Raw genomic sequence first — 12,561 nt, forward strand, 5'->3', positions numbered from 1 at the left:
GGCCGCCGGATCACGGGCTGGGCGACGTTGCGCACCGGGCAGCCTGCGCGCGTCCGGCCCTCCTCGGTGCCGTGGTGCGCGTGCCCGTGCACGGCGAAGTGCGCACCGCCGGCGTCGACGGCGGCACCGAGCAGGTGCACACCGAGATGCTCCCAGATCTCCGGCGGCTCGCCCACCAGGGTGTCCGGCACCGGCGCGTAGTGGGTCAATGCGATGCGCACGTCGGTGTCGAGCTCCTGCAGCGCCGCGGCCAGTCGATCCACCGACTCGGGGCTCTCGACGAGGCCGGACGACGACTCGGTCACCGTCCTCGGGGTCGCACCCGGCTCGAAACCGCCGCCCGTGCCCTTGATCCCGGCGACGCCGGCGCGCACCTCACCGAGGTCGAGCGTCACCGAGCCGCCGTCGAGGACGTGGACACCGATCGCGCGCAGCATGGCGGCGATCTGCGATCCCTCACCGTCGTCGTGGTCGTGATTGCCGAGCACCGCGACGATGGGCACCTTCACATCGGCCAGCTCCTCGCACACCAGCTCTGCCTCGACCGCCCTCCCGGCGTTGGTGAGGTCACCGGCCAGGAGGAGGATGTCCGCATCCGCGGTGACTCGCGCGAGCGCAGCCCGGAGACGCCCAGTCACCGCCTGCGTCATGTGGGTGTCGCCCAGCGCGGCCACCCGAACGGTGCCCGTCGGCACCTCAGACCGCGGTGGCCGGGAGGTAGTCCGCCTCGGTCAGCGCGCCCGTCTGCCGCCGCGAGCCGAGGGCGTAGGCGAGCGCCGAGCCGGCCACCACCACCCCGAGGTTGACGAGGAACGCCACCAGGGCGATGTAGAGCTTGTTCTGCGGCCCGGCGATCGGGAACACGTGGACGGTCGCCTTGAACTTCTCCGCCGAGAGCCAGTAGATCCCGGTGACGATGCCCGCGGCCCAGCCGGCGAGGACCGCCCAGCGGTTGAGCATGGGCACGTAGAGAGCGAGCACCACCGCGGGCAGGGTCTGCAGGATCAGCACCCCTCCGGCGAGCTGGAAGTTGATGACGTTCTGCTTGTCGATGAACAGGATGAACGCGAGGGCGCCGAACTTCACCACCAGCGAGGCCACCTTGGAGGCGGTCGCCTGCTGCGCGTGGGTCGCGCCCCGCGCCAGGAACTCCTTGTAGACGTTGCGGCTGAAGAGGTTGGCGGCGGCGATCGACATCACCGACGCGGGCACCAGCGCGCCGATCGCGATGGCGGCGAAGGCGAAGCCCGCCAGCGGCCCCGGGAGCATCTTGTCGATCAGCGCGGGCACCACCCCGTTGGCGCCCGAGGCCTTGAGCGGCTTGGTACCCGCCGCGATCGCCATGTAGCCGAGCAGTGCGATGAGGCCGAGCATGAAGGAGTACGGGATCAGGTACACGGCGTTGCGCCGGATCACCCTCTGCCCCTTGGCGGCGAGCACCCCGGTGATCGCGTGGGGATAGAGGAACAGCGCCAGCGCAGAGCCGAGGGCGAGCGACGCGTAGGCGGCGTACTGGGCACGGCCGATGCTGAGGTAGCTCACCGGCGGCTTCGCCTTCTGGTGCAGCTGCACCTGCTGCACCCTGTCGAAGATGGCGCCGAACCCGCCCAGCTTGTACGGGATGTAGGTGATGAGGATCAGCACGGTGATGCCGATCAGCGCGTCCTTGACGATCGCGATCAGCGCGGGGGCACGCAGCCCGCTGACGTAGGTGAAGAGCGCCAGGACCACGAAGGCGGTGATCAGCGCGACATCGACGTTGACGCCCATCTGCTCGATCACGACCTGGATGCCGAAGATCTGCAGGGCGATGTACGGCATCGTGGCGACGATGCCGGTGAGCGCGATCGCGAGGGCGAGAAGCCGGCTGTCGAAGCGGTCCTTCACGTAGTCGGAGGCGGTGACGTAGCCGCGGTTGCGCGACACCTGCCAGAGCTTGGGCATCACCAGGAAGACGATCGGGTAGACGATGATCGTGTAGGGGATGGCGAAGAGGCCGATGGCGCCGGTGGCGAACACCGCCGCGGGCACCGCCACGAAGGTGTAGGCGGTGTAGAGGTCGCCGCCGAGCAGGAACCAGGTGATCACGCTGCCGAACTTCCGGCCGCCCAGGCCCCACTCGTCGAGGTGGTCGAGCCTGGCCCGCCGCCAGCGACCGGCGCCGAAGCCCACCACCGTCACCAGCAGGCTGAGGACGACGAAGACGCTGAGCTCGGCGCCGTGGACCACTACCGATCCCCCCTGTCGCCGATCAGCCGGTAGGCGAGGGTCATCACCAGCGCCCCCGCGCCGATCCAGGCGAACTGGTACCAGATGAAGAAGGGGACGCCGGAGAGCCGGGGCTCCACCCGGGCGTAGAAGGGTGGATACAGCAGCCCGACGAAGGGCAGCAACAGGAGCAGGTGGACCCACCGCCCGGTTCCTCGCATCGAACGAAGCATAGGGACAGGCGAGAAGGGTGTTCAAGGCCGTGGCCGATCCCGCCGGAGTCGCCACCCGATTCACAGGGACTTGACGGCGGCGCGGTACCGTGGGAGGGCCCACCTCTGCCGGAGCCCTCCATGCGCCTTCTCGTCGTCGAGGACGAGACCCCCATCGCCGATGCCATCGCCCGTGCCCTGCGGCGCACCGGCTACGCGGTCGACGTCGCCTACGACGGCCACCAGGCCCTGGGCGCCGCCGCCGACTCCGACTACGACGCCGTGCTCCTCGACCTCAACATCCCGGGGGTGGACGGGATGACCGTCTGCCGCGAGATCCGCACCGCCCAGCCGAGCTGCTACATCCTCATGGTCACCGCCCGCACCGCGATCGGCGACCGGATCGCCGGGCTCGACGCGGGCGCCGACGACTACCTGCCCAAGCCCTTCGACCTCGACGAGCTCCAGGCCCGGCTCCGGGCCCTCTTCCGGCGCGACCGCGCCGAGGCCCGCCAGCCGGTGCTCGAGCACGGCGACCTGCTGCTCGATCCCGCCCGCCAGCGGGTCACCCGGACGGGGGTGGAGATCACCCTCAACCGCAAGGAGTACGGGATCCTCGAGTACTTCATGCGCCACCCCGACCGCATCGTCAGCCAGGAGGACCTCCTGGAGCACGTGTGGGACCGCGAGGCCGACCCCTTCACCAACACGGTGCGGGTCCACATCATGAAGCTGCGCCGCAAGATCAACGATGGATTCGATGGACCACCCCACATCCACACGGTCATCGGGCGCGGCTACCGGCTCTGAGGCGGCGGCCGAGCCCGCCCGCCGCCGCCGCCCCGCCCGATCGCTCCGCTACCGCCTCACCTTCTGGTACGTGGCGCTGCTCGCGCTCGCCGCCGGCATCCTGCTGATCTTCGTGAACGCCGCCGCCCACCTCGCCGGCATCCCCGTCGAGACCCGGCTCTTCCCCGACCCGGTGACCGGCTTCGTCTACAGCCAGCGGGTGGTCGACGGCGCCGTGGCCACGGCCCGGGCGCAGACCCTGGAGCGGCTCCAGTTCTTCTCCATCCTCGGCTTCCTGGCGCTGATCGGCGTGGGCGCCGCCGCCGGCGCGGTGGTGGCCGGCCGCGCGCTGCGGCCGATCTCCGAGCTGGTGGCGGTGGCCCGGCGGATCAGCGACCGCAACCTCAAGGAGCGGATCACCCTCGACCACGCCGACGAGGAGCTGCAGCAGCTGGGCGACGCCTTCAACGACATGGTGGAGCGGCTCGACGACGCCTTCGAGCGCCAGCGCCAGTTCGTGGCCGACGCCTCCCACGAGCTCCGCACCCCCCTCACCACCCTCCAGATCGCCCTCGACTCGGTGCGCCTCGACCCCGACGCCAGCATCGAGGACTACCGCGAGGTCGCCGACGACGCCAAGGCGGCGACGGTGCGCATCCGCCGGCTCGTCGAGGACCTGCTCGCCCTCGCCGAGGGCGACGGCCCCCTCCCCCAGTCGCGGGTGGACCTGTCCTCGCTCGCCGAGGCGGTGGCCGAGGAGATGGAGCCCCTGGGCGAGCGGCGGGGGGTGCAGGTGCTCTGCACGGTGAGCTCGGGGACGGTCGTCCTCGGCGACCCCCTCAGCCTGCGCCGGGCGCTCACCAACCTGGTCGAGAACGGCATCCGCTACAACCACCGGGGCGGCCACGTGGTCATCGAGGACGCGGGGGTGTCGCCCGAGTGGGTGCAGGTGGCGGTGCGCGACAGCGGCATCGGCATCCCCGCCGAGGAGCAGGCGAAGGTCTTCGACCGCTTCTACCGGGTCGACCGCAGCCGTTCCCGCGCCGAGGGCGGGAGCGGCCTCGGCCTCAGCATCGTCACCAAGATCGCCGCCGAGCACGGGGGCCGGATCGACCTCCAGTCCCAGCCGGGGGTCGGCTCCCGCTTCGTGCTCACCCTGCCCGCCTCGCCGACGCCGAATGGCCGGGCCTGCAGCGCGCCCGCCGCCACCGCCGCCCCCCCCGGCAGCTGACCGGCGGCAGGGTCGCGCCACGGGGCGCAGGATGTCGCGCCCTCGCCACGTGCTCAGATTCTCCAGTAGCGTGGTAACGTTGTAATCATGAAATTCCAGAAGCACTCCGACCCCCCTTCCCTGGAGGCCTCCGAGGCCGCCGCCTGGTTCGCCGGGCGGGTTCCCGCCGACTGGTTCACCGCCACCCCCGAGGTGAGCGCCGACGCCGAGGAGATCCTCGTCACCGGCACCCTGGGGGATGTCGAGCTGGCCGAGACCGCCACCGACGCCGAGCGGGCCACCGCCCGCGCCGCCCGCATCGGCGGCTTCCGCCAGGACACCCGCGACCACCGGGTGCGCATCGCCCTCGAGGCCGAGCACCGCTTCGGTCGCAAGGTCTCCTGGGGAGCCGTCTGCGGTGACCGGCGCGAGCTCTTCACCACCCTCAGCGTCCCCTTCATGACCCGGCTGCGGATGCCGGAGCGGGAGGTGCTCGACACCCTGGTCGAGGCCGGGGTGGCGCGCAGCCGCAGCGAGGCGCTGGCGTGGTGCGTCCGCCTCGTCGGCCGCAACCAGGCCGAGTGGATCGAGAACCTCCGCACCGCGCTCGGAGCGGTGGGCAGGGCCCGCGCCGAGGGGCCGGAGGCGTAGCGACGGCGATGGCGCTCGCCCACGATCCGCGGGACGATCCCGCCGGCGCCGCCGCGCTCGACGCCTACTCGGCGGTGGTCACCACCGTGGCGGAGCGGATGCTCCGCTCGGTGGCCGGCCTCCGCGTCGACCGGCGCGTCCCCGGGGGCGGCGTCCGCCCCGCCGGGGGCGGCTCGGCGGTCGTGCTCACCCCCGACGGCCACCTGCTCACCTCGGCGCACGTCGTCGAGGGGTCGCGCGGGGGCGTCGCCGCCTTCCTCGACGGCCGTGAGCTCGCGTTCACGGTGGTGGGCAGCGACCGGCTCTCCGACCTCGCCGTGGTGCGGGTCGGCGCCCACGACCTCGTGCCCGCCACCCTCGGCGACGCCGACCGGCTCCGGGTCGGCCAGCTGGTGGTCGCCGTCGGCACCCCGCTCGGCTACGGCGGCTCGGTCACCGCCGGGGTGGTGAGCGCGCTGGGACGCTCGATGGTCACCCGGTCGGGGACGGTGAGCCGGGTGGTGGAGAACGTCATCCAGACCGACGCCGCGCTCAACCCCGGCAACTCCGGGGGCGCGCTCGCCGACAGCGCCGGCCGGCTGGTCGGGGTCAACACCGCGGTCGCCGGCGTGGGTCTCGGCCTGGCGGTCCCGGTCAACGAGGTCACCCAGCGCATCCTCGGAGAGCTGCTCGCCGCGGGGCGGGTGCGCCGCGCCTATCTCGGGGTCGCCGGGGCCACCCGGCCGCTGCCGCCGCGCACCGCCCGCCAGCTGGGGCGCTCCACCGCCATCGGTGTCGCCGAGGTGGTCGACGGCAGCCCCGCCGCCCGGGCCGGGCTGCGCCCCGGTGACCAGCTGCTCGAGGTCGGCGGCATCCCGGTGCGCGACGCCGGCGACCTGCAGCGGCTGATGGTCGGGACCGCGATCGGGCGGCCACTCGCCCTGCAGGTCCTCCAGGACGGCCGGCTGGTCGAGCTCAGCGCCGTCCCCGGCGAGCTCCGCGAGGGCTGAGCTCAGCGGGGGACGGTGACCCCCTGGTGCTCGCAGACGAAGCGCAGCCGCTCCAGCAGGCCCTCGACCACCCGCGGCCAGGTGAACTCGGCGGCGTCGCGGCGGGCGGCGCGGCGCAGCCGCTCGGCGAGCTCGGGCCGCTCGACCAGACCCCGGAGCGCGGCCGCCACCTCGGCGCCGTCGTCGGTCTCGATCACCACCGCGTTGGCGTAGGGTCGGGCGTACTCCTCGCCGGTCGCACCCACCACCGCCACCCCGCCCGCGGCCATCGCCTCCAGCCCCACCAGCCCGAAGGGCTCGTGGCCGGAGTTGGCGAGCACCGCGGTGGCGCCGGCGTAGATCGCCGGGATGACGGTGTCGGGGAGGAAGCTACGGAGATGCACCAGGGGGGCGCCGGCGCTGTCGGCGAGCGCGGTCGCCACCGCCGCGGGGCCGTCGATCGGCTCGAACCAGTCGGCCACGGCGAGCCCGAGGCGGTGGGCGTGGTCGAGGACGTCGCCGCCGAAGGGCTCGATGCCGCCGCGCATCAGCAGCCGGGCGGGGATGCCGCGGGCGCGCATCGCCGCGATCCCTCCGATCGCCTGGTGCCAGCGCTTGTCGGGGCTGAAGCGGCCGATCTTGAAGGCGAGGCAGGGGCTGCCGGCGGCACCGGCGATCAGCCCCGCCGCCCTCGGATCGACGGGCTCGAGCGCCGCCTCGGGGATGCCGTTGGGGATCACCAGCGGGTTCACCCCCCGGGGCAGCATGAGGCCGCGCATGTAGCGGCTGACGGTGGTGACCGCAGCGATGTAGCCGAGCCGGCTCCAGTCGACCCGGTCGAAGCCGAAGGTGTTGTTGGCGTTCCAGAGCACCGCGCAGCCGTTGCGCAGGCCGAGAGCGTGGAGGAGGTCGCTGGCGGCGAGCGCGGTGCCGGCCGTCTGCCACTCCTCGGCGAGCAACGCGACGGTGTCACCGCGGCGGGTCGCGGGGCCCACCACCTCGTGGGCGAGCCAGCCGGGGAGGTGCGCCTCGAGATCCGCGATGATCTGCTCCTCGCCCTGGTAGACCCCGAGCGGATGACCGGAGCTGATCTGCTGGGCCCAGCGCACCAGGCGCACCCCCTGCTCGACCTCCTCGGCAGGCAGGGCGGGATCGCCGGCGAAGACCAGGGTGGTGCGCACCCCGGCGGCGGCCAGCGCCCGGCAGAGCTCGCGGGCGCGCACCCCCAGCCCGCCCGCCTGGCTGTACCGGTCGGGACCCTCGAGCGAGAGCATCACCACCTCGAGCCGATCGGGTGGGAGCATCGCCGCTAGTCCACCGGGACCGGGGGGCGCAGGTGGATCCGGCGCAGACCTCCGTCGACCCGGTCGAGCGCCGGCTGCACCCAGGTCAGCGCCCGCCACACCAGCATCGCCGCGAGCGCGCCGATGACGAAGCCCGCGAGCACGTCGCCGGCGTAGTGGATCCCGGCGATCACCCGCGCCACCCCGACCGCGAGGGCGATCGCCGCGGTCATCAGCGCGGCCGGGCGCCAGGCCATCCATGCCGCCCCGGCGAGGGCGCCGAGCATGAGCAGGTGGTCGGACGGGAAGGACGAGTCGGTGCCATGGGCGAAGAGCGGCGTGTAGTGGCCGGCGACGAAGGGGCGGGGCCGGTCCCAGACCGCGGTGATCAGGGCGCCGATGAGGAGCCCGAGCAGCGCGCCGCCGATCGCGGCGAGCCCGGCACGCAGCCCCTGGGGCCGGCGCCAGACCAGCAGGGCGACGAGCAGGGAGCCGAAGATCAGGTACTCGGCGGCGAAGCGCACGACGTCGTCGAACGTTCCGGAGCGGCCGGCGAGGTCATGGAGCGAGCTGCTGACGCTGGCGAGGGGCATCGGGGCGAGAGAGTAGCGGAGTAGTCTGTGCGCCGCGTCGGACCACCGGGAGGTCGACACCATGCCGCGCCTCGGAATCGCGACCCTGATGGCGGCCCTCGCCGTGGGGGCGCTCACCGGGTGCGGGGAGTCGTCCGGCTCCTCGACGGGCACCCAGACCACCACCGGCTCGACCAGCGCCGCGGGGATGAGCAGCGCCGTCGTGCCGCTGCGCCACGTGCCCAACGGCGAGGCGACGCTCGCCTACGACGCCGCCACCAGGACGCTCACCGTCGAGCTGCGCCTCATCGGGCTCGCCCCCAACAGCGTCCATCCCGCCCACATCCACACCGGCCTCTGCGAGAAGCAGGGCCCGGTCGCGTACGCGCTGAACAACGTCCAGGCGGACGGCCATGGGGTCGCCGACACGGTCACCGCCGTCGCCAACGTCAAGGAGGGCGGCATCCCCGACGCGGCCTGGTACGTGAACGTCCACAACGGGCCGAACCTCACCCCGGACGCGCAGTTCGAGCCGATCGCCTGCGGCGACGTCGCCAACGCCGCCAGGGGCGCCCACGTCGCCGTGAAGCTGCAGCAGGGGCCGCCGGCGACCAGCCAGCCCAGCAACCCCGATCAGAGCGCCTCGGGGACGGCGCAGCTCACCATCCAGGGGGGCGCGCTCAAGGTCGTGCTCGACGTCACCGGGCTCCGGCCCTCGAGCGCCCACGCCGTCCACATCCACCTCGGCAGCTGCGCCAACCAGGGAGCCGTGATCCACGGGCTGCCCACCCTGACCGCCGACGCCAGCGGCCACGCCACCCTGACGGCGACGGTGAACAACGTGAGCTCGATCCCCACCGGAGCCTGGTACCTGAACCTCCACCGCACCACCGCGGTGACCGCGGGTCAGACCGACTTCGACCCCATCCTCTGCGGCGACATCGGGGGCGCCTCCGGCTACTGACGCCGTGAGCCCGGCGGCACCGGCTCGGCCGGCGGCGTCGAGCCGGTCGCGCAGCAGGCGCGGCGGGCGGTGTCCGCGGGCAGCGGGTCGACGCGGTGGAGCACCCGCCCGCGGTCGAGGCGGAATCGCACCAGGGCCTTGCCCAGGGTCGGGCAGCAGTCGGGTCGTCGGCGGCGTAGAGCTGGTAGGCGAGCGCGGCGGTCGCCGGTCCCTGGCCGACCACCAGCACCGAGGCGCTGGGGAGGGGCGCGTCCTCGCCGAGCAGGGCCCCGTCGCCGTCGAAGAAGAACGCCTGCTCGTGGTGGGGCAGGGCGCTGCCGTCGCCGGCCACGCCGACCAGGACGTGGAGGGCGAGCTCGGGCTGGAAGGTGCCGGGGTCGGCGACCTGGTAGCCCATCGCCGCCACCTGCCGCTCGGCGGTGAGCAGGGCGGGCGGTGGCCCTGGGATCCGGGTCGGGGCGGGCGACGGGCGTGGGCTTGCGGTGGGCCGGTTGCGCTGCAGCCCGGTCACGCCGTTGGTGATCTCGATGTTGACCCCGCCGACGCTGTTCGCCACCCGGTGGAGGGCGGTGATCCCGGCGGTGCCCGCGACGACGATGAGCAGGGCGCCGAGGACGACGGCGATCACCAGGCCGGTGAGGTTCCGCGCCAGGGCACGGGCGGCCACCATCACCACCAGGAGCCCCCCCATCGCCAGGACCGCCACGAGCAGCAGCTCGGTCATCGGATGCCCTTTGTCGATGGGACTCCGTCCCCGGCGCCGCCAGGGTGACAGCCGCCCGTCAGGGGAGGGGTAAGTGAAGCACTCCGGGCGGTCGACGGCAACGGCTGTCATCGACGAGGGAGATGGGGGCCTGGGGGAGGCCCCCTCACCAGTGCGCGGGTCAGCGCGCAGAGGACGGCAGCGGGCACAATCGGCTGCCCGCCCCGCGCCCCAGGAGTACTCCGTGACCCAGCCCCGCCTGCTCACCGGCGACCGTCCCACCGGCAAGCTCCACCTGGGCCACTACGTCGGCTCGCTCGAGAACCGGGTCCGGCTGCAGCACCGGTACGAGTGCTTCTTCATCATCGCCGACCTCCACATGCTGACCACGAAGAACACCCGGGAGGACATCCTCGAATCCGCCGAGAACGCGCGGCACCTGGTGCTCGACTCGCTGGCGGCGGGGATCGAGCCGGGGCGCGCCACCTTCTACCTGCAGTCGGCGATCCCCGAGGTCACCGAGATCAACACGCTCTTCCAGAACCTCGTCACCGTGCCGCGGCTGGAGCGCATCCCCAGCCTGAAGGACATGGCCCGCGCCGCCGGCAAGGAGGAGATGCCCTACGGGCTGCTCGGCTACCCGGTGCTGCAGGCCGCGGACATCCTCTGCGTGCGCGCCCACATCGTGCCGGTGGGCAAGGACAACGCCAGCCACGTCGAGGTGACCCGGGAGATCGCCCGCCGCTTCAACGGCCTCTACGGCGAGGTCTTCCCCATCCCCGAGCTGATGATGGGCGACGTGCCCACCCTGGTCGGCACCGACGGCCAGGCCAAGATGAGCAAGTCGATCGGCAACACCATCTACCTCAGCGACGACGCGGCCGCGGTGCACCGGAAGGTGTTCTCGATGTACACCGACCCGGCGCGGATCCGTGCCGACATCCCCGGCACCGTCGAGGGCAATCCCGTCTTCATCTACCACGACGCCTTCAACCCCGACCGCGCCGAGGTCGACGACCTCAAGCGGCGCTACCGGGAGGGAAACGTCACCGACGTCGAGGTGAAGGAGCGTCTCTCCGAGGCGATCAACGCCTTCCTCGCGCCGATGCGCGAGCGCCGCGCCGCGTACGAGGCCGACCGCGGCTACGTCGAGACCCTGATCGTCGAGGGCACGGAGCGCACCCGCGAGGAGGTCGCGACGACCGTCCGCGAGATGCGCGACGCCATGGGCCTCAGAACCAGCTGGAACCGCATCCGGCGCCGCGCCGAGGAGCGCCGCAAGAAGTCCGCCGCGTCGTAGTGCCTCGGGTAGGCCACGGCATCGGGCGCGCCAGCGCACGATGTCTTTGGCCTGAGCGGGGGGAGGCGCAGCCTCCACCCGGTTAAAAAGAAGAGCAAGGAGTCCGGCTGGCGGGCGCCGGGCTCCCCGCCCGCAGAAGAGTCTGGATGGGCCGGGTTGAAGAAGCGTCGCACATCTTCGAACGGGCCGGCGACGGCGGCGTGACGGGCCGGTGACGGCTCGCGGCCGGTCCGCCATCGCCCTCTCGATTTCATTCGCGGTTCATCCGTAGGAAGTAGGGGGGCTCGGGCGTTGAAGGGACGTCCGCGACCTCATCGGACCAGGAAGGGCCCTGATGACGACACCCGTCCCCGCTCCTCCGAGCGCCCTCGTGGCGTGCGGCCGGGCTGCCGCGCTCGCCGCGGTGGCGGCGGCGGCGCTCACCGGCTGCGGCGGTGGTGGCGGCGATGCGGTTCGCGAGCAGAGCCCGCCGACGCCGCAGGCGCCGCCCACCCCGCCGCTGCTGGCGCGCCCGCTGGTCCCCGCGGGCCTCGGCCTCCACGCCGGGCCCACGCCGCTTCCGCTCGAGCTGCGCCTGCCCTCGCTGCAGGTGAGCGGTGCCATGCTCGCGGTCGGCATCACCACCGCCAGCGCGATGGACGCGCCCCAGGGTCCGATCGGCGATCCGGTGTGGCAGCAGGCGTTCTGGTACCGCGGCGGCGGCATCCCCGGTGACGTCGGCACCGCCACCGTCGCCGGCCACGTCGACGACGTGCGCGGGCGGCCCGCGCTCTTCGCGCACCTGGGAGATCTGCACCCCGGCGACCCGGTCGTGGTCCACGACGCCCGGAGCGGCACCGACGTGCGCTTCGCCGTCGACCGGGTGGCCACCTACTCGGTTCAGCAGGCATCGCAACCGGCGGTTCTCGCCGGGATCTATGGCGCCGGACCCGTCGCAGGGACGGGACCGCAGCCGGCGCCCGACGGACTCGCACACCTCACGCTCGTGACCTGTTCCGGAGACTTCGTCCACGGTGCATACGATCACCGTGTCGTCGTCTACACCCGGCGGATCGCGTGATGAGGCCACAGGGAAGGGATGACGACATGAACGACCAGCTCACCAGCAATCAGCACTGGCGCGACCGGGCGCGGCGGCTCGGCGGCGCCTGCTGCGTCGGCGGAGCGGGCCTGGTGGCGGGCAGCTTCCTCGCCTACGGACCGGCGGGGGCACTGATCTCCGGGGTGCCGGCGGTGCAGGTGGTGTCCGCCGCGTCACCGACGCCGACGCCGACCTCGACGACGAAGTCGACCACGACGACGCACACGACCCACTCCACGACGACGTCGAGCCACACCACGACGAAGTCGACCCACACCGGCAGCACCACGACCGCCAAGGGCACGGCGGCACCGATCCCGGTGGCGACCTCGAGCCCGCTCCCGATCTCCACCCCGGTGCCCACCGCCTCGGCGGCGCCGGCAAGCGGAGTGCTCGGCGCCTCCGCGACCACCTCCGCCGCGCTCCCCGACAGCGGCACCGCGGTGATCGCGCCTCCGGCGACGGGTGCCGACGTGCCCTTCGCCACCGGCTCGCTGCTGCTGCTCGCCGGCGGCGGCCTGCTGGCGGCCACCCGCCGGCGGAGGAGCTGACCCTCCGACACCCACGGGGTCCGGCCGGTGAGAGACCGCCGGCCGGGCCCTCCCCATGGCGATGGGACG

The 12,561-nt window shown here is 73.1% G+C and carries 15 protein-coding genes; 9 read left to right on the forward strand and 6 right to left on the reverse strand.

Going from position 1 to position 12,561, the window contains the following annotated elements:
* From VGL20_08300 to VGL20_08310, 3 genes are all read right to left on the reverse strand, one after another.
* Window positions 1-638: metallophosphoesterase (locus tag VGL20_08300; GenBank protein HEY2703675.1), on the reverse strand; the 638-nt coding region annotated here is incomplete at its 3' end.
* Between the two features lie 58 nt (window positions 639-696).
* A complete protein-coding gene (locus tag VGL20_08305) occupies window positions 697-2,229 on the reverse strand; it encodes a sodium:solute symporter (GenBank protein HEY2703676.1) in 1,533 nt (510 codons plus the stop codon).
* A complete protein-coding gene (locus VGL20_08310; protein HEY2703677.1) occupies window positions 2,229-2,429 on the reverse strand; it encodes a DUF3311 domain-containing protein in 201 nt (66 codons plus the stop codon). The genes VGL20_08305 and VGL20_08310 overlap by 1 nt, the downstream gene beginning before the upstream one ends.
* 132 nt (window positions 2,430-2,561) lie before the next feature.
* Here VGL20_08310 and VGL20_08315 point away from each other — a divergent pair, with 132 nt between their 5' ends.
* The 4 genes from VGL20_08315 (at window position 2,562) to VGL20_08330 (ending at window position 6,059) form a co-directional block, all read left to right on the forward strand.
* Complete coding sequence (locus VGL20_08315) at window positions 2,562-3,230, forward strand: response regulator transcription factor (protein HEY2703678.1); 669 nt, start codon at window positions 2,562-2,564, stop codon at window positions 3,228-3,230.
* Window positions 3,231-3,300: 70 nt separating this feature from the next.
* Window positions 3,301-4,440: an ATP-binding protein gene (locus tag VGL20_08320; protein HEY2703679.1), complete on the forward strand. Its 1,140-nt coding sequence runs from the start codon at window positions 3,301-3,303 to the stop codon at window positions 4,438-4,440.
* Window positions 4,441-4,527: 87 nt separating this feature from the next.
* Window positions 4,528-5,070 carry a hypothetical protein gene (locus VGL20_08325; protein HEY2703680.1) on the forward strand — a complete coding sequence of 181 codons (543 nt, stop codon included), beginning with the start codon at window positions 4,528-4,530 and terminating at the stop codon, window positions 5,068-5,070.
* Between the two features lie 8 nt (window positions 5,071-5,078).
* Entirely contained in the window at window positions 5,079-6,059 is a 981-nt protein-coding gene (locus tag VGL20_08330) for a trypsin-like peptidase domain-containing protein (GenBank protein ID HEY2703681.1), read from the forward strand.
* 2 nt (window positions 6,060-6,061) lie between these two features.
* Here the strand turns inward: VGL20_08330 and VGL20_08335 are convergent, their stop codons facing one another.
* Window positions 6,062-7,342, reverse strand: coding sequence for a glycosyltransferase family 4 protein (locus VGL20_08335; GenBank protein HEY2703682.1), 1,281 nt, complete (start codon window positions 7,340-7,342; stop codon window positions 6,062-6,064).
* A 5-nt stretch (window positions 7,343-7,347) separates the two neighbouring features.
* Window positions 7,348-7,914 (reverse strand): phosphatase PAP2 family protein, encoded by a 567-nt coding sequence (locus tag VGL20_08340; protein ID HEY2703683.1) that lies wholly within the window; start codon window positions 7,912-7,914, stop codon window positions 7,348-7,350.
* Between the two features lie 61 nt (window positions 7,915-7,975).
* Between VGL20_08340 and VGL20_08345 the strand changes: the two genes are divergently transcribed.
* Window positions 7,976-8,857, forward strand: a complete 882-nt coding sequence (locus VGL20_08345; GenBank protein HEY2703684.1) for a CHRD domain-containing protein — start codon at window positions 7,976-7,978, stop codon at window positions 8,855-8,857.
* Here VGL20_08345 and VGL20_08350 read toward each other — a convergent pair.
* On the reverse strand, window positions 8,851-8,988 hold the full coding sequence (locus tag VGL20_08350; protein HEY2703685.1) for a hypothetical protein: 138 nt from the start codon (window positions 8,986-8,988) through the stop codon (window positions 8,851-8,853). The two genes, VGL20_08345 and VGL20_08350, sit on opposite strands and share 7 nt — an antisense overlap.
* 167 nt (window positions 8,989-9,155) lie before the next feature.
* Here VGL20_08350 and VGL20_08355 point away from each other — a divergent pair, with 167 nt between their 5' ends.
* The 4 genes from VGL20_08355 (at window position 9,156) to VGL20_08370 (ending at window position 12,492) form a co-directional block, all read left to right on the forward strand.
* A complete protein-coding gene (locus VGL20_08355) occupies window positions 9,156-9,629 on the forward strand; it encodes a hypothetical protein (GenBank protein ID HEY2703686.1) in 474 nt (157 codons plus the stop codon).
* Window positions 9,630-9,804: 175 nt separating this feature from the next.
* On the forward strand, window positions 9,805-10,860 hold the full coding sequence (trpS, locus tag VGL20_08360; protein HEY2703687.1) for a tryptophan--tRNA ligase: 1,056 nt from the start codon (window positions 9,805-9,807) through the stop codon (window positions 10,858-10,860).
* A gap of 334 nt (window positions 10,861-11,194) precedes the next feature.
* Window positions 11,195-11,920, forward strand: a complete 726-nt coding sequence (locus VGL20_08365) for a class F sortase (protein HEY2703688.1) — start codon at window positions 11,195-11,197, stop codon at window positions 11,918-11,920.
* Between the two features lie 26 nt (window positions 11,921-11,946).
* Entirely contained in the window at window positions 11,947-12,492 is a 546-nt protein-coding gene (locus tag VGL20_08370; GenBank protein HEY2703689.1) for a hypothetical protein, read from the forward strand.
* Window positions 12,493-12,561 lie beyond the last annotated feature (69 nt).

It is taken from the genome of Candidatus Dormiibacterota bacterium (assembly GCA_036495095.1).
In the GTDB taxonomy this organism is placed as follows: Bacteria; Chloroflexota; Dormibacteria; order Aeolococcales; family Aeolococcaceae; genus CF-96.

Coding starts and splice junctions, on each gene's coding strand:
- VGL20_08365 (HEY2703688.1), top strand. CDS start 11,195: ATGACGACACCCGTCCCCGCTCCTCCGAGCGCCCTCGTGGCGTGCGGC.
- VGL20_08330 (HEY2703681.1), top strand. CDS start 5,079: ATGGCGCTCGCCCACGATCCGCGGGACGATCCCGCCGGCGCCGCCGCG.
- VGL20_08335 (HEY2703682.1), bottom strand. CDS start 7,342: ATGCTCCCACCCGATCGGCTCGAGGTGGTGATGCTCTCGCTCGAGGGT.
- VGL20_08315 (HEY2703678.1), top strand. CDS start 2,562: ATGCGCCTTCTCGTCGTCGAGGACGAGACCCCCATCGCCGATGCCATC.
- VGL20_08345 (HEY2703684.1), top strand. CDS start 7,976: ATGCCGCGCCTCGGAATCGCGACCCTGATGGCGGCCCTCGCCGTGGGG.
- VGL20_08325 (HEY2703680.1), top strand. CDS start 4,528: ATGAAATTCCAGAAGCACTCCGACCCCCCTTCCCTGGAGGCCTCCGAG.
- VGL20_08340 (HEY2703683.1), bottom strand. CDS start 7,914: ATGCCCCTCGCCAGCGTCAGCAGCTCGCTCCATGACCTCGCCGGCCGC.
- VGL20_08310 (HEY2703677.1), bottom strand. CDS start 2,429: ATGCGAGGAACCGGGCGGTGGGTCCACCTGCTCCTGTTGCTGCCCTTC.
- VGL20_08370 (HEY2703689.1), top strand. CDS start 11,947: ATGAACGACCAGCTCACCAGCAATCAGCACTGGCGCGACCGGGCGCGG.